Consider the following 17,723-nt stretch of genomic DNA (forward strand, 5'->3'; position numbering starts at 1 on the left):
GGTCATGAAACGGTATGGATTGCGCTACGTAGCCAGCCTCGTCATCGTTCTCGCGCTGTGCGGGCAGGCGCTGCATCGTTACACCGTGCGCTTCATCGATTCGCTTGACGCGATGATCTACGACGCGCAAGTGCGGCTGCTGATGCCGCGCACCGTCGACTCGCGGATTGTGATTCTCGACATCGACGAAGCGAGTCTCGCGCAACTGGGCCGCTGGCCGTGGGACAGGGCGCGCATTGCCACGCTGGTCGAGCGGCTGTTCGAGCAAGATGGCGCTGCGGTGCTCGGCTTCGATATCGTCTTCGCCGAAGCGGACGACAGTTCGGGGCTGCCGTTGCTGAACCGCCTGAGCCGCGACGAACTGCGCGGCGACCCGGCGTTCCAGCGTGTCATGAGCGGCCTGTCGAGCGTGCTCGATTACGACGGGCGCCTTGCGCGCTCGCTGCGGGGGCATGCTGTCGTGCTCGGCTATTACTTCGCGAACCAGGCGAGCAGCTCCGGAGCCATACCGGCGCCCGCGCTGCCCGCCACCGCGTTTGGCGTCCATCCGATGACGCTGTTCGACTGGAGCAGCCACGGCGGCAACCTGGCGCCCCTGCAGACAGCCGCGCGGCGCGGCGGTTTTTTCAATCCGGTGATCGATTTCGACGGCGCGGTACGGCGCGTGCCGCTCGTCACCGAATATCAGGGCGGCATTTACGAGGCGCTGTCGCTCGCGGTCGTGCGCGCGCTGTGGAACGACGCGGCGCTCTCGCCCGTTTTCGCCGACGCGGACGATCCCGATTCCACGTTGTCGGCCATCTCGCTGCGCTCGCCGCGTGGCCCAGTCTCGATTCCGGTCGACGAAAACGGCGCGGCGCTCGTGCCCTGGCGCGGTGTGCAACGTAGTTTTCCTTACTATTCCGTCGCGGACGTGCTGGCGGGACGCATTCCCGAGGGCGCACTGCGCGGCAAGATTGTGCTGCTCGGCACGACCGCGCCGGGCCTCGTCGATCAGCGCACTACGCCGGTCGGCGAGGTGTATCCGGGTGTCGAGGTGCACGCGAATCTGATCGCGGGCATGCTCGACGGCACGATCCTGTCGCGGCCCGCCTCGAGCGGCGCGCTCGAGGCAATCGCGCTGCTCGTGACCGGTGCCTTGATGAGCTTCGCGTGGCCGTGGAGGATGCCCGGACGCGCGACGTTGCTGAGCGCGCTTACGGCGCTCGCCGTGGTGGGCGCCGACATCGCGCTGTGGCGCTACGGTTCCTGGGTGCTGCCGATCGCCTCGCTGCTGATTGCGATCGGCACCTTGTTCGTGCTGAACATGTCTTACGCGTATTTCGTGGAGTCGAGGGCGAAGCGCAAGTTCGCGAAGCTGTTCGGTCAATACGTGCCCCCCGAACTGGTCGAGGAGATGAGCCGGAATCCGGAAAGCTACAGCATGACCGGCCGGCGAGCCGAGTTGACCGTGCTGTTCTGCGACGTGCTGGGTTTCACCGCGATTGCCGAAGCATTGGAACCCGAGCAGCTCGCGCTACTGATGAACGAATACCTCGGCCCGATGACCGCGGCGATCCGCCGGCAGCGCGGCACGCTCGACAAATACATGGGCGACGCGATCATGGCATTCTGGGGCGCGCCCGTCGACGACAGCGAGCACGCGCACCATGCCGTCACCGCCGCGCTCGATATGCGCGCGGCGCTCGTCGAGTTGAACAGCACGCTGGAGGCGCGAGGCTGGCCGACGTTATCGATCGGCATCGGCATCAACACGGGGCCGATGACGGTTGGCGACATGGGTTCGACCGTGCGCAGGGCTTATACGGTGCTCGGCGACGCGGTGAACGTCGCGGCGCGTCTCGAAGGGCTTACTCGGCATTACAAGGTGGACGTGATCGTCGGCGAGGCGACCCGCGAGCGTGTGAGTGGAGTCGTGTTCCGGGAAATCGACCGCGTGCGGGTGGCGGGGCGCAATACGCCGGTCGCGCTGTTCGAGCCGCTGATGTCCAGCGAAGCATGGGCGCACGCCAGCGACGCGCGACGCGACGAACTCGCGCGCTGGCATGCGGTGTTGGAACGCTACCGGCTGCATGACTGGGACGGGGCGGCAGCGCTGCTGGAAGCGCTGATCGCGGACCATCCGCAATGTGGTCTTTACAGGTTCTACCAGGAGCGCATCATGGCGTTACGGGAGAGTCGGGTGGCCACGGATTGGGATGGCATCACGACTTTCGACACCAAATAGGACGTAGCATGAAAGTGCGAATTCTCGGCTGTAGCGGTGCCATTTGCGGCGCGGGCGGCGGTACCACGTCGCTGCTGGTGGACGACGACATTCTTATCGACGCGGGCACGGGCGTCGGCCAACTGAGCCTGGCCGAGCTGGCGCATATCGATCATGTGTTCATCACGCATTCGCATCTCGATCACATTGCGTTCCTCCCGCTCATGGTCGACGCGGCCGCCGAATATCGTACGCAGCCGTTGACGGTGCACGCGCCGCAAGTCACGCTCGACATCCTTCACGCGCATCTGTTCAACAATCTGATCTGGCCGGACTTCACGGTCATCCCGTCGGCCGCGGCGCCGGGCGTGCGGTTTGCCGCGCTCGAGGTCGGACACAGCACGGACCTGCGCGGGCGAAAGCTCACCGCGCTACCTGCACAGCATGTCGTGCCCGCCGTGGGATATGCGCTGGATAGCGGTGCGGGCAGCCTTGTTTTCAGCGGCGATACGACAACGAATCCGGCGTTCTGGTCCATTGTCAGCGCGATGCCGCAACTGCGTCATGTGATTGTCGAGACGGCATACCCGGACGCGCATCGCGCGACGGCGATCGCGGCGAAGCACTATTGTCCGAGCCTGCTCGCCTCGGATTTGCGTGATGTCTCGTTCGATGCCGAACTGCTGATTTCGCATCTCAAGCCAGTGCACGCGGCGCAGATCATGCAGGAACTCGACGCCGCGCTGCACCGTTTCGATCCGCATCCCCTCGAAGAGGGAAGGGTGTTCGTGTTGTGAGGTCTGTATCCGGGGCAGGTTGGAGTCACTCAAAGCGCACTCAGTGCATTGATCGGGGATCTCAAACAGGCGCCGGATGAGCAACTGGTACACCGCACCACGCGCAGCGTTCGGCGAAGTCGGTCCTGGTGTGGGCCCCGCGCGCTGTGATTCCGGTGCTACCGCCGCCCGACGAATTTCCGATCCACCGCCACGCCACCAATCTTTTCGCTGATGGACTCCGCGACCCGCCGTACCATCGGAATCAGAGTTCGTAGTTGCGCTTTGTCGGTGTAGTCGGTCGTCCCCGTGACACTGATTGCCGCGACGATCTGACCGCTGGCATCCCGAATGGGCGCCGCCACGCAGCAAATGCTCGGGGCGTCTTCTTCGACGTCAAATGCATAACCGCCCACGGCATACTTGCGCATGGCGGCGAGCCAGGTATCAAGCGGAACATGCACGTTGCCCCGCTTCGCATCGTATGCGTAGCGGACTCTCCACTTGTCCTCGTTCTCGTCGAGGATCAGGGCCTTGCCCACGCCGGTCGAGCAGACTGGCTTGCGGCCGCCGATGCGGGAATTGACGCTGATCGGGCGCTGCCCACCAATCTTGTCGAGGTAAATGATCTCGTCGCCGTCGAGTTGGGCGAGGTGGATGGTGTCCCTGGTCTGCTCGGCCAGTTCTTCCATTCCTGCCCGCGCACTGCGTGTGATATCGGAATCGCGGTAGGCGGCGAAACCGAGCTCCAGGAGCCGGGCGCCTAGCCGGTAGCCTCGCCGGGGCTCGAATTGAAGGTAGCGGGCCTGCACCAGGGCCGACGCCAGCCGGTGCGTCGTGCTGAACGGCAGGCCGGTGTGGTCCGCAATGTCCTGCACGGTCTGATAGCCGGCCTCGACGGCGTCGACCACGTCCAGTCCGCGGAAAAGCGTCTGGCTGGAGAGGGTGGGGGTGGGACGGGAGGTATTGGTCATGCCGATAAGTGTAACGCCGCCGGGGTATTCGGCGGCGCTTTGGCGAGGGTGCTACCGGACGCCGGATCAGTCGTAGAGGCGCTTTGTGCTGCAGTCCGACTTCCCGTCTACGGCGATCAGCGAGATCCCGCCGCAGCCGATCACAAACAGGCCGCCGTACATCAGGATAATTTTTGCGTGACGCCCAAGCGGTTGTCCCGTTGGGGCGTCACGGCTATCGGGCAAGTTATGCCTTGTTCAGCAGGTCCAGCGCGACGTCGACGATCATGTCTTCCTGGCCGCCGACCATGCGGCGCTTGCCAAGCTCCACCAGAATGTCGACCGTCTTGATGCCGTACTTCTTCGCTGCGACTTCGGAGTGGCGCAGGAAACTCGAATACACGCCGGCGTAGCCCAGCGCCAAAGTCTCGCGGTCGACACGCACCGGGCGGTCCTGCAGCGGGCGCACGAGTTCATCGGCGGCGTCCATCAGCGCGTAGAGGTCGGTGCCGTGGTCCCAGCCCATGCGCTCGGCAGCGGCGATGAAGACTTCCAGCGGTGCGTTGCCGGCGCCTGCGCCCATGCCAGCCAGGCTGGCGTCGATGCGGTCGCAGCCTTCCTCGACGGCGACAATGGAGTTGGCCACGCCCAGCGACAGGTTGTGGTGCGCGTGCATGCCGGTTTGGGTCGACGGGTCGAGCACGGCCTTCAGGGCGCGGAAGCGGGCGCGGACATCGTCCATGTTCAGCGCGCCGCCGGAGTCGACCACGTAGATGGTCGTCGCGCCGTAGCTTTCCATCTTCTTCGCCTCGACTGCCAGGTTCTCCGGCGTGGTCATGTGGCTCATCATCAGGAAGCCGACCGTGTCCATGCCGAGCTCACGGGCGCGCTCGATGTGCTGGCGCGAGACGTCGGCCTCGGTGCAGTGCGTGGCCACGCGGACGATGCGCGCGCCAGCCTTGTAGGCGTTGTCCAGGTCGTGGATGGTTCCGATGCCGGGCAGCAGCAGCGTGGCGATCTGGGCGTGCGAGATCTCGCCGGCCACGGCTTCGATCCACTCCAGGTCGGTGTGGGCGCCAAAGCCGTAGTTGAAGCTGGAGCCCTGCAGGCCGTCGCCGTGGGCCACCTCGATGGAGTCGACGCGGGCCTTGTCGAGCGCGCGGGCGATGTCCTTGACATTCTGGATCGAGTACTGATGGCGGACGGCGTGGCTGCCGTCACGCAGCGTCACGTCGGAAATGTAGAGCTTCTTGCTGGGGTTGAAGGGCATAGCGGGGTGTCTCCTCAAGCGGTCAGTGCGGCCTGCGCCATGCGTTCGGCGGTGGCAAGGGCGGCGGAAGTCATGATGTCGAGATTGCCGGCGTAAGCGGGCAGATAGTGGGCGGCGCCCTCCACCTCCAGGAACACGGAGGTCTTCAGACCGCTGAACTTGCCGAGGCCGGGGATGTTCAGCGGAGCGCTCGCCGGGATCTCGTCGAACTGCACCTTCTGCTTGAGGCGGTAGCCGGGCACGTACTGCTGCACGGCGGCGGCCATTTCCTCGATGGAGGCTTCGACCTCGACCCGGTTCGCGGCGGCGCTCAGCACGTAGACGGTGTCGCGCATGATCAGCGGCGGCTCCGCCGGGTTCAGCACGATGATGGCCTTGCCCTTCGCCGCGCCGCCGATCACCTCGATCGCCTTCGAGGTCGTCTCGGTGAACTCGTCGATGTTGGCGCGCGTGCCCGGGCCAGCCGATTTGCTGGAAATCGACGCCACGATCTCGGCGTAGTGGACCTTCGCCACGCGCGACACCGCCGCAACCATGGGGATCGTCGCCTGGCCGCCGCAGGTGACCATGTTGACGTTCAGGGCATCGAGGCGGTCATCCAGGTTGACCACCGGGACGCAGTACGGGCCGATTGCCGCTGGGGTCAGGTCGATCATGCGAATGCCCGGCTTGACTTCTCGCAGGCGGGCGTCGTTCTTTACGTGGGCGCCAGCGCTAGTGGCGTCGAAAACGACGTCGATCTCGGCGAAGTTCGCCAGCTTGATCAGGCCTTCCACGCCTTCATGCGTGGTTGGCACACCCATGCGGGCGGCGCGTGCCAGCCCGTCGGAGGCCGGGTCGATGCCGACCATCGCGCCCATTTCGAGGTGCTTGCCATGGCGCAGGATCTTGATCATCAGATCCGTGCCGATATTGCCCGATCCGATGATCGCGGCCTTGAGTTTTCTTGTCACCAATTGAGCCTCCTTGGGGGACGTGTTGCTGCCGGCCCTTGTGTCTTTTCCGGGGGATGAGTGGTCTTGCGGGGTTCGATACCGCGCGAGCGTCGCCGAAGATTACCCCGAGGCGTCGAATTTATCAACATATGAGAATAATTCTCGCATGTTGAGAATTTCAGGGCCATCGAGAATGAAAGCATCTACGCAACAGCACCACGCACTGCTTCGCACGTGATATCGATATCTGCCTTTGTTCGTTTGAGCCGCTTGCCGCTATCAATAGAATTGGCGAGTTCCCGTCATCAATCCGTGAGCACGCCTAACAGCCACGACAAAGAGCGTCCATGTCCCGATCCATTCATCTCAATCTTTTCATACACGGCCGCGGGCACCACGAAGCCGGCTGGCGTCATCCTGGCGCGACGCGCAAGGCGCTGACGGATATCAGCTATTTCGCCGATCTGGCCAGGCGAGCGGAGGCGGGCCGTTTCGATTCGATCTTCCTGGCCGACACGCTCGAACTCGGAGATGGCGCGCGCCACGTCGCAAGCGGCGCCCTCGAGCCGATTACGGTGCTCTCAGCGCTCGCGCGGGAAACGACGCGGATCGGGCTGATCGCCACGGCCTCCACGACTTACACGGAGCCATTCAATCTGGCCCGCCAGTTCGCGTCGCTCGATCATATTTCGGGCGGCCGCATCGGCTGGAATATCGTGACCTCGTGGGTCGGCGGCGCTGCGCCGAATTTCGGCTAGGAACACACGCCAGAGCACACCGAGCGATATGCGCGGGCAGACGAATTCGTCGAGGTCGTTAAGGCGCTATGGGACAGCTGGGCTGACGACGCGATCATCGACGATGCCGAGAGCGGCCGATTCCTCGATCGCAGCCGGGTGCGGCGAATCGACTGGAAGGGACGCTTCTATAGCGTCGCGGGCCCGCTCAATTTGCCGCGCACGCCTCAAGGGCGGCCTGTTCTCGTCCAGGCAGGGTCGTCGGCGACGGGCAAAGCGTTTGCCGCGCGCCATGCGGAAGCGGTCTTCACCGCGCATCTCACCAAGGCGTCTGCGGCCGATTTCTACGCCGAACTCAAATACGCCGCGACTGCAGAGGGGCGGCGTGCAGAAGAACTCGTGATCCTGCCGGGCCTCAGCGCCGCGATCGGTTCGACCGACGCAGAAGGACAGGCCTTGCTCGAAGAACTCAACGGACTCACCGATATCGACGTGGGTCTGAGCCGCCTGTCGAATCGCTTCGGCGGACACGATTTCAGCAGGCTCCCACTCGATCAGCCGCTCTCGCGCGACGATTTTCCCGATCCGTCAACGGTCCAGGCTGCGCAGAGCCGAGCCGCCGTCATCACCGTTCTGGTTGCACGTGAGCGTCCGACGTTGCGCGCACTGCTTCGGCAACTTGCAGGTGCGCGCGGACATTTCACGCTTGCGGGTTCGCCTGAGCGCATCGTGGACGCGATTGAAGATTGGGTCGAAAGCCGCGCCGCAGACGGGTTCAACATCATGCCGCCGGTTTTGCCGGCGCAACTCGACATCTTCGTCGATCACGTCATTCCGATCCTGCAAAAGCGAGGAATTTTCCGGCGCGATTACGAAGACGGCACACTGCGCGGTCACTACGGTCTTGCCCGTCCCACGAATCTGCATTTTGCACCCTGACGCTCGCAGCGAGGCGACTTCCATCATGCAGCCGTTTCGCAGCACGTTGTGGCGCATTTTCCTCACGCTCATTGTTTGCTTTAGCGTTCGATCTTTGGCTCATGCAGATCCAAGCTGGCCCAGAGAAATCAACATCGGCATTCAGAAAGGCGATCCGCTGGTAGCGCTGCGCGCGTCCGGCGAACTCGAAAAAGCGTTTGCGACGCATGGCGTCGCGGTCAGATGGAAAGAGTTCGTCTACGGCGCGCCGCTCGTCGAGGCGATCAACACAGGGAACGTCGACGTCGGCGCAGTCGGATCGACGCCACCCATTCTCGCGCAGGCGGGTGCGGCACCCGGCGTGGCGTATGTTGCGTTCGCACCGAAGCTACAGAAAAGCTATGGTCTGATCGTCCCCGCGAAGTCTCCCGTGAAGCGGATCGATGATCTGAAAGGCAGGAAGATCGCCTTTGCGAAAGGATCGCAAGGGCATTTGTTCGTGCTTAAAGCTCTCGGCGACGCAGGCGTGCCCGTGACGTCCGTCCAGTTCGTCTATCTGAATTACAGCGACGCTCGCGCTGCATTTGAACGGGGCTTTATCGATGCGTGGGCCGTGCCCGATCCTCGCTATGCCGATACCGAGCTTTCCACGGGTGCGCGCACGATCCTCACGATCGGTCAGTTGTCGGTCCCGCAATACGGCTTCTATATCGGCTCGCGCGACTTCGCCCGACGCTATCCCTCAGCACTGCGTTTGCTATTCGACGTGCTCGACAGGCAGACGGCGTCCGAACTTGCGCACCCGGCACAAACAGCGGAGTTTCTGTCGCAGAATACGGGTGTCCGGCGCGATGTCTGGTCGAGAGCACTGCCGCGACTCGAATGGGGTGTCCACTATCCGCTCACGGATGAGGTGGTCAAGGCGCGGCAGGATGCAGCTGACCTGGCCTACCGCGAGCGGGTCATCCCGCGACATGTCGACGTGCGCGATGCGATCGTCGACATCCGCTAACTTCCTCACGAGGCGTCTGGACTGAGGGCAAGCATGGGAGAGGAGTATCAATTCGATGTCTTCGGACGAACCGTCGCGATTGCGAATGTCGATGGCGACTGGGTCGCTTTTTATCTCGGACAGGAGGGGAAACGCCGACGTGCCGATTTTTTCAGATTCGCCAGGTGGTGGCACGGATAAATCTGGAACTTGAGCTCGACGGCGCCTGATGGCGAGACTCAGAATTGCTTGCCGAGCGAAACGCCGACCACGTCTTCGGCTAGATGGACATTCGCATTGCCGCCTCCGAAGGCAGCGGGAATCGAGTTGTCGCCGCTTACCGTCTTCTTGAACGCATGTCCGTAGAAGAGGCCGAACGATGTCTTCGCATCGGTCTTCCAGGTGGCGCCGAGCGTCGCCTGATCCTGTACGACACCCGGTGCGAGGATGTTCATGAATGTTTGCCTACTGGCCACCGGCTGGCTCGAATGGCTATAGCCTGCACGGACCGTCAGATGGCTGGTCACATCGTAGCTGGTGCCGATCTTGATTACGTTCGTATTGCGCCAGCCAAAACCCGGGCCGTTGGACGATCCCAACGCATTGCCTGCAAACAGGTTGGCGAGCGGATTCGCGATCGAATTCACGTTGCCGTACAGAATGCGCTGAAAGTCGGCCGCGACCGTCCATGCCGGCGTGATCTTCCAGGAAAACCCGATGCCGTAGTTCTCCGGGATGTCGAATGAGCCGCCATCCGCGAAGAGACCTTTGTATTTGTCGAACCTGCCGTGAATCTTCGACGCCCACGTCACGCCGACGGTCAGTGTCGGTGTGATTTCACCGGTATAACCAATGTGTACGCCAACCCCAACCGTCGAATCGGCACCCTGATCGGTTACATTGCCCGGCGCGACCGACATGCCGGTAAATGGCTGCAGCCCGCTTGCCGTGAAGCGTTGATACGCGATGTTCAGGCCGATGCCGAACGCGTGCCGATCGAACAGTCTGTAGGCAATCGTCGGAGAAAGAAACAGCTGCTCGAGATCGACACCTGCAGACCCACTGGCGCCGAACGCCCGATACGGATTATGGGCGTAGCCGGTGTCGAGCCCTCCGTTTGCATACAGTGCGAGACCCGCATACGCGTTCGGCAGGAACTGGTACGTCACGCCGAATTCGGGCAGCGCGAAGATCGAGCGATTGTTGCGGTCGTAGTCGCCGTCGGCGCCGTAACCGTTGCCCGATATCTCTGCGCCGCGCTTTGGCAGAAAGAGGCTGATGCCGCCATCAACACGGTTGCCAACGAAGGCAATGCCTGCGGGGTTGGCAGCTGCGGCAAGTGCATCCTGTGGCAGGCCAATGCCTACGCCAGCCATACCCTGCGACGCAACGCCATAGCCGTTGGAAAAATAGCCGTTGGTGGCCGACGCAAAGCCCGGTGCTGCCGCGACGATGGCAGTGAGTGCGCGAGCGGTCCCTTGTAGTCTCATGTGTTTCCCCGAATAGTGTTTTGGAATTTCTAGCGGGGACAGAGTCTATTCACCTTGGCTCGCACCTCAAACCAAGCATTTCACATAAGCTTCCAATAGATTATTCGAACGATAAATCGTCTTCTTCGATGAGTTCTCCCGAATCCTCCCTTGACCATCGCGCCTTGCAGGCTGGGGCATTACAAGCTTGTACTCTGCTCAAGGTACTTACCAATCCGGATCGCTTGCTAGCCATGTGCCGCTTATCCGAGGAGGAGCTGTCCGTCGGTGGACTGGAGGCGCAGCTTGGCATTCGCCAGCCGAGCCTGTCCCAGCGACTGGCTGTACTGCGCGAAAATGGTCTGGTCAGTGTGCGCCGCGAAAGCAGGAACATGTTCTACTCGGTGGCAAGCGCACAGGCGCTTGCTGCAATGGCCGTGCTTTATGAACCGTTCTGCGACGGAAACAGAGCTGGGAAACGCGGCGCGTCCGGTGCTGTCACCGACTTCGCATTTGTGTCAACCGCGTGCTTGAATCCGGCGAACGACGTTACGGAAACGCGAAGCACGCTTCGATCTGGCGCTGGCATCGGCGAGCACGCGCCGCTCGAAGGCGCCTCAGGTCGTCAAGCCGGGCGTCGACGCGGCGCATCTTCGGTGTGTTCCACAATGGCGTCGGGCGCTCCGAGGCCCAGCGCGTTCGCGCGCCGCACGATGGGCAGCGCGCGCAGGGGAAGGGCATCCGCATGCGGCCGGTTCAGGCGCACCCCTGTCACGCCTGCCGGCAGTGCCGCGCGGCAAGACCGGCGCACATGTTACTGATAGCTCATTGTGAACGTGGCTATCCCGTTTGCTGTTCCGGCTGTCACGTTAGGCGCGGTTTGCACATAGCGCGCCGTCAACGGAATATTGAAAGCCCCGTTTCCGGTGCTGCCCGCTAGCCACTGGTTAGGGTTCCCGACTACGGCTGAATCCGGCCCGTAGCTGATGACGTTATTACCGTTGAGCACCTGGATACCGATCCCGCTTGCCGTCGAACTTGCACTTAATGACAGCGTGTTCGACTCATTGGCTGGATTGGTCTGGTCGGTCAACGTTGTGTAGACGCTCGTCACGACTCCGTCGCTACCGCCCGCGCAAGACAGGGCGATGTTGAACGAAGGCTGGATCGGCGATGTACTCCCCACGCCGGAAAAGCTCTTGAGCGGGACGCTGCCTAAAGGCACCTGGATCGAAGGAGTGGTGACGCCGCAGGTCGGACGCTGTTTGATTACGACAGGAAGATTGCTATTGATACCTTGACCAATGTAGAAGTAAGCCACGTCGCCCCCGCCCGAGACTCCAAACACAAGTTGGCCTAAGGAATAGTTTCCCGGCTTAATCGTGTCGGTCTGAACCAACTCAAAGGTTGGATTGCTCAGATATGCAGGGTCCAAGGTGTACGGATCCGACACATTCCTAGTCACGGGAAAATAGCCTGCTCCCCCAAAGCCCGGCCATGAAAAGCGCACGCCGACACCCGGAATTCCCGTCGAGAAGGTGTTATACGGCCCTTTAGCGCCAGTGCCGGTTGCGGTGAGTTGAGTACATCCCTTAAACAATATCGTGGTGCGGTTTGCTGGCGTCAAGACACTGGAAAACAGAACCGTACCAGGCTGTGAATTGCCGGGGTCAATAACCGGAGGGGCTGAAGTAAGCCACATCGAGCCTACGCCAGAGATTAAGCACGCTGCGTGGACGCCAGATGAACAGGCGACGATCAAAATGCCTAAAAATATTTGAATCAATTTCTTCATAAACCAGTCCTGCGCGATAAGTTGTGATCAGGCGAAATCACTGGGTGACGTTGTGCCGAGCTATTCCAGAGCGATCCGCCCTGGAATTTTCCGCTGGCATGCCAACCGGACTTCGGGGCCGGGTCAGTTTCGTATTGAGGCATTCCAGCAATTCATCGTCATGCACAAAAGATTAAAGTGGTTTGCGGTCATTTCTTTCTCCAGATCCGATATGAATCAATCTTCAAAAATCATCGATCAATGCCGGACTAGATATTCATTTCGCGAAATAAAAATCAGCATGTATATCGACTGAAATAACATCAGGCGCGCGCTACGATTTGCATACGACATCGACCACACTGTATGAAGCGCTGCTTTTCGCGTCCGCTTTCGGCAACGAGTAATCGACCCAGCAACGCTCGGCTTCGCTGTCGCCCCAGTTCACGAGCAGGCGGCCAGTGTCGCTCTTCAGGCCACGCGCAATACCTCGACCTGCCTGCGCGACGGTGCCAATGTTCTCTCCTTGCTCGGTCGTCAACTGCGCGCCGAACGGCACCGGATTACCGTCGGCAGTCCGGATGCCCAGGATCGCGGCGTGCCCGGTGTTCTCCGTTTCGAACTTGAGCCGCACCACGGCGCCCGCGGTCGGTGCGACTGACTGCTGGGTCGACTTCAATTCCACATTGATCGGCAGACCCTTTGGATCGATCTCGATCTGGTTACTGGCGAACGGACTCAGGGTCGACACAATGGCGTGACCCCACGGGTCGACGCGCACGCCGCTGCTGTTGGCCACGCGCGCGCCGGCCGCATCCTGCGCTTCTACGATCGCCAGTGTGTCGCTCATCATTGGCGTGAAGGCAACTCCGCCCGAATACGCGACGATGCCGCCGCTCACACCAACGCCGGCCTGCGTATAGGCGCTGCTCTTGCTGGTATTGCCGGTGAACGTGGCAACCGGCGAAGTGTAGGAGACGTTGGCGCCCGCCGTGGTGTTGCTGCTCACGTTGCCACCGCTGCTGTGACCGGCGTTCAGGCCATATGCAAAGGTGTTATCGGCGCCGAGTGTGCCTGACACGTTCTGCTGCACGGTGGTACCCGAGTTCCCGCCGCCCTGCAGGGAGGTGGTCGAGCGCGGTGCGTGCGCACCCGTGCCAAGCGGAATGCCGACAGTCATCATCACACGGTTGTCCCATTTGCGCGTAGTAGTGTCCTGTTGACGCGAGAACGCCAGGTTGTAGTTAATCCGCTTGTAGGTGTTGTTGTAGCCGGCCTGCAACTGCGTGTCCGTACCACTGCGGTCCCAGTAGTTCTGCGTGGAACCGGTGAGGTAAAACGAGCCATAGCCCGCGGGCAGGTCCTGGTTCACCGTGATCTGCATGCGACCGCGCTGGATGCTGTTAGCCGCATAGCCCATGTTGTGCTGATCGAGGTCGCGCAATGCCATGGCGTCAGCGAGCCCCAGGTAACCGCGGCTCGAGTAGCGGTAAGCCGCCACGGACAGGTTGGTGTTGGTAGGCTCGACCAGCTTGCTGTAGCTCAAGCGAAGACTCTGGCCGTTGCGGTTGGGCTGATGGTCCAGGCGGGTGGCGGACTGGGTGACGTCGAGGCCAAAGGCGCCAAAATTCGTATTCAGTGCGGCGCCAACCTGCGCAGCCATGTAGCCCTCCGAGGCTACGATGCCGCCATAGCCTGTGATCAGATTGGTAAAGCCATGCTGGACCGTTCCTTGGAACAGCACCGGATGGATGTTCACCGTTGGATTGCGGTACTGACCGGCTGTTACATTAAAGCGCGTAACGCCGGGGCGCAGTGAGTTCACAGCAGCCGCGTACGGCACCGTGGAAGTATGGGCACTGCCGTCGGCTTCGGTGACCACCACGGTGAGGTCGCCACCGTAGCCGGTGGCGTAGAGATCGTTGATCTCGAAAGCCCCGGGCGCCACCGTCGTTTCATAGATGAGGTTGCCGTTCTGGCGAATCTCCACGCGCGCGTTGCTGTTAGCAATGCCGCGGACGACCGGTGCGTAGCCGCGCTGCGACTCCGGGTACATGCGATCGTCGCTGGCCAGCTGCACACCCCGGAAGCCGACGCTGTCGAAAACGGCACCATCGGTGAACGCATCGCCGATGGTCAGCTGACTCTTGAGCGGCGCAATCGAACGCTGCAGGTTGGTCTGCACGCTCTGATAATGGGTGCCAGTGTCGTTACCTGAGGTCAGGTTGCCGTTATGGCGGAAACGCCAGGGTCCGACGTTGATGCCGGCATTCAGTCCCACAAAGCTCTGGGTAGAACTCACCCCGTACGAATTGGAATGGTAAGCGTTGGCGTTGTATTGCAGGAGGGCGGCGGGCACGCCATCGTCCCAGTAGCGCGGTTCGACATAGCCGCGCGCCTGGCGGGCGAGCGCTATCTGAGGCACGGTCACATCGAGCCGCAGTTCCCCGTTGTCGAACGTCGCGGTAGCGTCCTGAATCAGTGACGGCAGCGTCATGCAGGCATCGGTGCCTTCGTCCAGACGCGCGGTCGTCTCAGCCGGCAACTTCATCAGGTCCACGCCAACGCGCTCCAGCAGCGCGCGATCGAAGCACGCCTGCACGTCGCTGCTGTTGGTGCCCACCTGGCGCACCTGCACCTCCGAGCGGCCAAGCCAGGCGCCGTTGACGTACAGGTCGACCCGGTAGTCGCCAGGCAGCGCCACGTTGCCCTTGTTGAAGCGGCTGAGGTCGACGCGCGCGCCGCCTGGCTGCTGAATAAACTGGTCGCTGAATTCGACTTCGGCCAGTTGGAAGGAAGCACTGGACTCAGAGGCAGCACCCCACGCCCCGGCACTGGTGAAGAGCATCAACACCACCGCGCCGACAGGGGACAACCGTGAAGGAAAGGGACGAAATTGTCTTTGTTGCACTGCCGCCGACTCCAAACGTCAGAAAAGTCCCTCCCCTGCCGCTTCGCGCAGCATTTTCAACGGAGGGTGCCTTGTAGAGATGGGCAGCCGGACAAAGCCGACTGCTATTGAGTTACTTCGTTTGCGGTGCTGCGTTCAGCATCGACTCGCCTTTGGTAGGGCCGCCGTAGTCGTTGATGGCGTGATAACGCACCTTTGCGTCAGCGCCCTGGAACACTTCGCCCGAGAGCGGGAAGTCCCGGGTTTCACCCGGCCCGACCATGCCACCGTCTTCAAACTTCGCGGTCTTGCCGCCGCCTGTCAGTTCCAGCGTCGCGAACGACACGTGGTAGGGCGTCGGGTTGTAGGCTTCGAGTGCGGCGCGATTGTCAGTCTTGACCACACGCCAGCTAATCTGTGCAGGCGCTTCGCCTGCGTTGCCTTTCAGGCCAGCTGGACGGAAAAACATCTTGATGCGGGAGCGGAACGCCATTTGCAGCTTGTTGACGTCGGCTTCATTGGCAGTCGCTTTGGGTGGTATTTCAAGGACGTTGAGCCAGAATACCGATTCCTTGTCCTGCGGCAACGGCTCGCCGGTGTACAGGATGCGCAAGGTCTGCCCCTTGCCTGGGTCGACGCGTGCGAACGGCGGAGTGATGGTAAAGGGCACATCGATGGCGGATGGCGCAGCCTTCGGATCACCTTTGTCCAGCCAGGCTTGCGTCAAAGCCGGCGATTTGCCGTCGTTGGTCAGCTTGATGGTCTGCTCGGTATCGCCGGCGTTGTAGATGACCCGCGTGCCGGCAATGACAACGGAAGCCTGCGCCTGCAGCGCACTCGCGAATCCAAGCGCGAGGACACCGGTAGTCAGAAGAGTCTTGATCGATTGTTTCATGTTAGTGCGGGTCGGTAAGTACGAAAAAAGCGGAAAAGCGCGGAGCGACCATGAGTTCGCTCCGCGACAGAGCTCTGAGGCAGAGCTCTAAGGCAGAGCTCTAAGGCTGATTACTGATATGCGAGCGAGTACATCACGCTCGAATTGGCCGCGCCGGCAGTCGCTGCACCGGTTGCCACGTACTCAGCGTGGTACTTGAGCGTTGCCGCGCCGTTGGCGATGGCGACCGACTTGGAGTTCTGCGAAGCATCGGCAAAACCGACCTTGATCGGGCTGAAGTCATCGTTCAGCAGGCCGATCTGGACGTTGTCCGCGCCGCCCGCATCCAGCACCAGGTTGCCAGTGGCAGCGTCGGTCGTCGGACCCGGTTCAAAGTACGTGTGAACGTTGCCCGAATCAGGCGTGCAGCCCGTCAGCGAGATGTCGAACGGCTTGCGGCCAGCGGTCTTGCCTGCGACGTCCAACGCCGATGCAGATACCGTCACCATCGGCACTACGAAATCCATCGAGCCAGAGCCATTACCGTTGATGTTGCACGTCTGAGCGGTGATGGAGCCGTTGAAGGTAATAGTGCCGTCAGCAGCGTGCGAGGCCATCGGCAAGGCCGCGACCATTGCAACTGCTGCAGCGATAATTCCAAAGCGATTGAATTTCATAAGTAGTCCTACAATGTGTAAAAAATAAGTTGATTGATTGAGGGCATGCAGTTGCCCGCCCTCACGGAAACCGGTTAAGCCTGTAATCTTTCTTCCCTATCGCGCAACCTGCACAGCACCACCGCCAAATCGCGTGAATTAAGATTGAATAATCCAGATTTCACGAAGGTTGCAGGTTCGATCAAGGTCGAGAAAGTTACGCTTAAGTTGTGTGCCGATCTCGAAGCAAATTATGTCGGCTACGACCAGTCTGGTCGATCGGGCTGGTCCTATTTGAGCGTCAACAACGGACAGGTCCAAAGACGGTGTACAGGGCCATCTCATGAAACGTTAATCGATGTTTTAGATTGTCTGGAAGGCTTGCCAGCCAAGGAGTTGAGCGAGGTATCGGTCGTTTGCGCAGGCGAGCATGCGCGGGATTTCCAGGCCGTCTTTGGCTGCTTTTTCCTGTCGCAGCAGGTTCATTGCAATGCTCGACAGGGTGGCAAAGTTCTGTGCGGCATTGTTCACGCGCACGCGACACTGGTCCTCACCAAAGGAGACGTCCAGCGACCAGTGCACGTCATTCTCGATTGCCCAGTGAGACCGGACCGCGTGGGCGATAACCTTTGCGTCAGAGCAACGTCGCGACGTAATAGCGACGTTCGACCGATACGGTGTCGCCGATCTCGCGAGTCGCCTTCACAAGGGCGATCGATTGCGCACGCGGCGACAGCGGTGCACCCAGAGGCTTCAGGCAGGCCATCGCGATGTCGCGGCGCGTCTCGATACGTCCGTGGCCTTTCTCGACTTCACGGTATTCGCTTCCCCAAATTTCTGCGGCTCGTGTGCAGCGATCTCGAGCGGTTCGCGCATGGTCGCCTGCAGCGTCGGCTGGTTTCCCTTTACCTACAGCACGTACTCTGCGCCCGCATCGACAATCTTGCGCGCGATCTATTGTTGGCAGCCCATCGCGTCAATTGTCACGATTGCCCCCTGAGCATGAGCACATCGAGCAGTTCGGGAATTGCGGTGATGTCGTTGCTTTTCTCGACAGTGCGTACCTGCCATTGGCTATATGGAGCGCTCAGGCCGCTGCGGTCGTGGGTGACGTTCGCAGTGGGTGCCACTGAACAGTCCCTGCAGCTGTTCAATGTCGACAACTATCCGGTACACGTTCAGGTATGGGTGGATGACGGCGACTTCAATTCGGTGCCACAGGAGTCGAAGGCACCGACCATCGTGCTGCCGCCTGTTTTTCGCATGGGTCAAGG

14 protein-coding genes and 4 pseudogenes are annotated in these 17,723 nt (G+C 61.4%); 7 read left to right on the forward strand and 11 right to left on the reverse strand.

Features of this window, described 5'->3' with window-relative positions:
* The first annotated feature begins 4 nt into the window (after positions 1-4).
* Together L0U81_RS30750 and L0U81_RS30755 are read left to right on the forward strand one after the other, a co-directional pair.
* On the forward strand, positions 5-2,227 hold the full coding sequence (locus tag L0U81_RS30750; RefSeq protein WP_233809498.1) for a CHASE2 domain-containing protein: 2,223 nt from the start codon (positions 5-7) through the stop codon (positions 2,225-2,227).
* Between the two features lie 8 nt (positions 2,228-2,235).
* Entirely contained in the window at positions 2,236-3,003 is a 768-nt protein-coding gene (locus L0U81_RS30755; protein ID WP_233809501.1) for a 3',5'-cyclic-nucleotide phosphodiesterase, read from the forward strand.
* A 158-nt stretch (positions 3,004-3,161) separates the two neighbouring features.
* On the opposite strand, the gene L0U81_RS30760 is transcribed toward L0U81_RS30755, so the two are convergent.
* The 3 genes from L0U81_RS30760 to L0U81_RS30770 form a co-directional block, all read right to left on the reverse strand.
* Positions 3,162-3,956, reverse strand: a complete 795-nt coding sequence (locus L0U81_RS30760; RefSeq protein WP_233809503.1) for an IclR family transcriptional regulator — start codon at positions 3,954-3,956, stop codon at positions 3,162-3,164.
* Positions 3,957-4,182: 226 nt separating this feature from the next.
* Positions 4,183-5,205 (reverse strand): 4-hydroxy-2-oxovalerate aldolase, encoded by a 1,023-nt coding sequence (gene dmpG / locus L0U81_RS30765; protein WP_233809505.1) that lies wholly within the window; start codon positions 5,203-5,205, stop codon positions 4,183-4,185.
* Between the two features lie 14 nt (positions 5,206-5,219).
* Positions 5,220-6,161 (reverse strand): acetaldehyde dehydrogenase (acetylating), encoded by a 942-nt coding sequence (locus L0U81_RS30770; protein WP_267957347.1) that lies wholly within the window; start codon positions 6,159-6,161, stop codon positions 5,220-5,222.
* A 326-nt stretch (positions 6,162-6,487) separates the two neighbouring features.
* On the opposite strand from L0U81_RS30770, the pseudogene L0U81_RS30775 reads away from it, so the two are divergent.
* The 3 genes and pseudogenes from L0U81_RS30775 (at position 6,488) to L0U81_RS33890 (ending at position 8,987) form a co-directional block, all read left to right on the forward strand.
* Positions 6,488-7,816 (forward strand): annotated as a pseudogene (locus L0U81_RS30775) (LLM class flavin-dependent oxidoreductase).
* Between the two features lie 94 nt (positions 7,817-7,910).
* Entirely contained in the window at positions 7,911-8,807 is an 897-nt protein-coding gene (locus L0U81_RS30780) for an aliphatic sulfonate ABC transporter substrate-binding protein (protein WP_233809507.1), read from the forward strand.
* A 33-nt stretch (positions 8,808-8,840) separates the two neighbouring features.
* Entirely contained in the window at positions 8,841-8,987 is a 147-nt protein-coding gene (locus tag L0U81_RS33890) for a DUF7661 family protein (RefSeq protein ID WP_442793469.1), read from the forward strand.
* 38 nt (positions 8,988-9,025) lie between these two features.
* On the opposite strand, the gene L0U81_RS30785 is transcribed toward L0U81_RS33890, so the two are convergent.
* The gene (locus L0U81_RS30785) at positions 9,026-10,276 is read right to left on the reverse strand and encodes an OmpP1/FadL family transporter (RefSeq protein ID WP_233809509.1); all 1,251 of its coding nucleotides are present in this window, start codon (positions 10,274-10,276) and stop codon (positions 9,026-9,028) included.
* Between the two features lie 128 nt (positions 10,277-10,404).
* On the opposite strand from L0U81_RS30785, the pseudogene L0U81_RS30790 reads away from it, so the two are divergent.
* Positions 10,405-10,713 (forward strand): annotated as a pseudogene (locus L0U81_RS30790) (ArsR/SmtB family transcription factor); the annotation flags it as partial.
* Positions 10,714-11,069: 356 nt separating this feature from the next.
* On the opposite strand, the gene L0U81_RS30795 reads toward L0U81_RS30790, so the two are convergent.
* From L0U81_RS30795 to L0U81_RS33895, 7 genes and pseudogenes are all read right to left on the reverse strand, one after another.
* On the reverse strand, positions 11,070-12,050 hold the full coding sequence (locus L0U81_RS30795; protein WP_233809511.1) for a fimbrial protein: 981 nt from the start codon (positions 12,048-12,050) through the stop codon (positions 11,070-11,072).
* Between the two features lie 313 nt (positions 12,051-12,363).
* Positions 12,364-14,940, reverse strand: a complete 2,577-nt coding sequence (locus L0U81_RS30800) for a fimbria/pilus outer membrane usher protein (RefSeq protein ID WP_233809513.1) — start codon at positions 14,938-14,940, stop codon at positions 12,364-12,366.
* 112 nt (positions 14,941-15,052) lie between these two features.
* Positions 15,053-15,814: a fimbria/pilus periplasmic chaperone gene (locus tag L0U81_RS30805; protein ID WP_233809515.1), complete on the reverse strand. Its 762-nt coding sequence runs from the start codon at positions 15,812-15,814 to the stop codon at positions 15,053-15,055.
* A 110-nt stretch (positions 15,815-15,924) separates the two neighbouring features.
* On the reverse strand, positions 15,925-16,470 hold the full coding sequence (locus L0U81_RS30810) for a fimbrial protein (protein WP_233809517.1): 546 nt from the start codon (positions 16,468-16,470) through the stop codon (positions 15,925-15,927).
* Between the two features lie 342 nt (positions 16,471-16,812).
* Positions 16,813-17,106, reverse strand: a complete 294-nt coding sequence (locus tag L0U81_RS30815; protein ID WP_326489891.1) for an ISAs1 family transposase — start codon at positions 17,104-17,106, stop codon at positions 16,813-16,815.
* Entirely contained in the window at positions 17,084-17,215 is a 132-nt protein-coding gene (locus L0U81_RS33610) for a hypothetical protein (protein ID WP_267957348.1), read from the reverse strand. Before L0U81_RS33610 ends, L0U81_RS30815 begins: the two co-directional genes overlap by 23 nt.
* A 146-nt stretch (positions 17,216-17,361) precedes the next feature.
* Positions 17,362-17,516: pseudogene (locus tag L0U81_RS33895) on the reverse strand (ISAs1 family transposase); the annotation flags it as partial.
* Here L0U81_RS33895 and L0U81_RS33900 point away from each other — a divergent pair.
* A pseudogene (locus tag L0U81_RS33900) lies at positions 17,485-17,700 on the forward strand (fimbria/pilus periplasmic chaperone); the annotation flags it as partial. The pseudogenes L0U81_RS33895 and L0U81_RS33900 sit on opposite strands and share 32 nt — an antisense overlap.
* Positions 17,701-17,723 lie beyond the last annotated feature (23 nt).

The organism is Paraburkholderia sp. HP33-1 (assembly GCF_021390595.1).
Classification (GTDB): Bacteria; Pseudomonadota; Gammaproteobacteria; order Burkholderiales; family Burkholderiaceae; genus Paraburkholderia.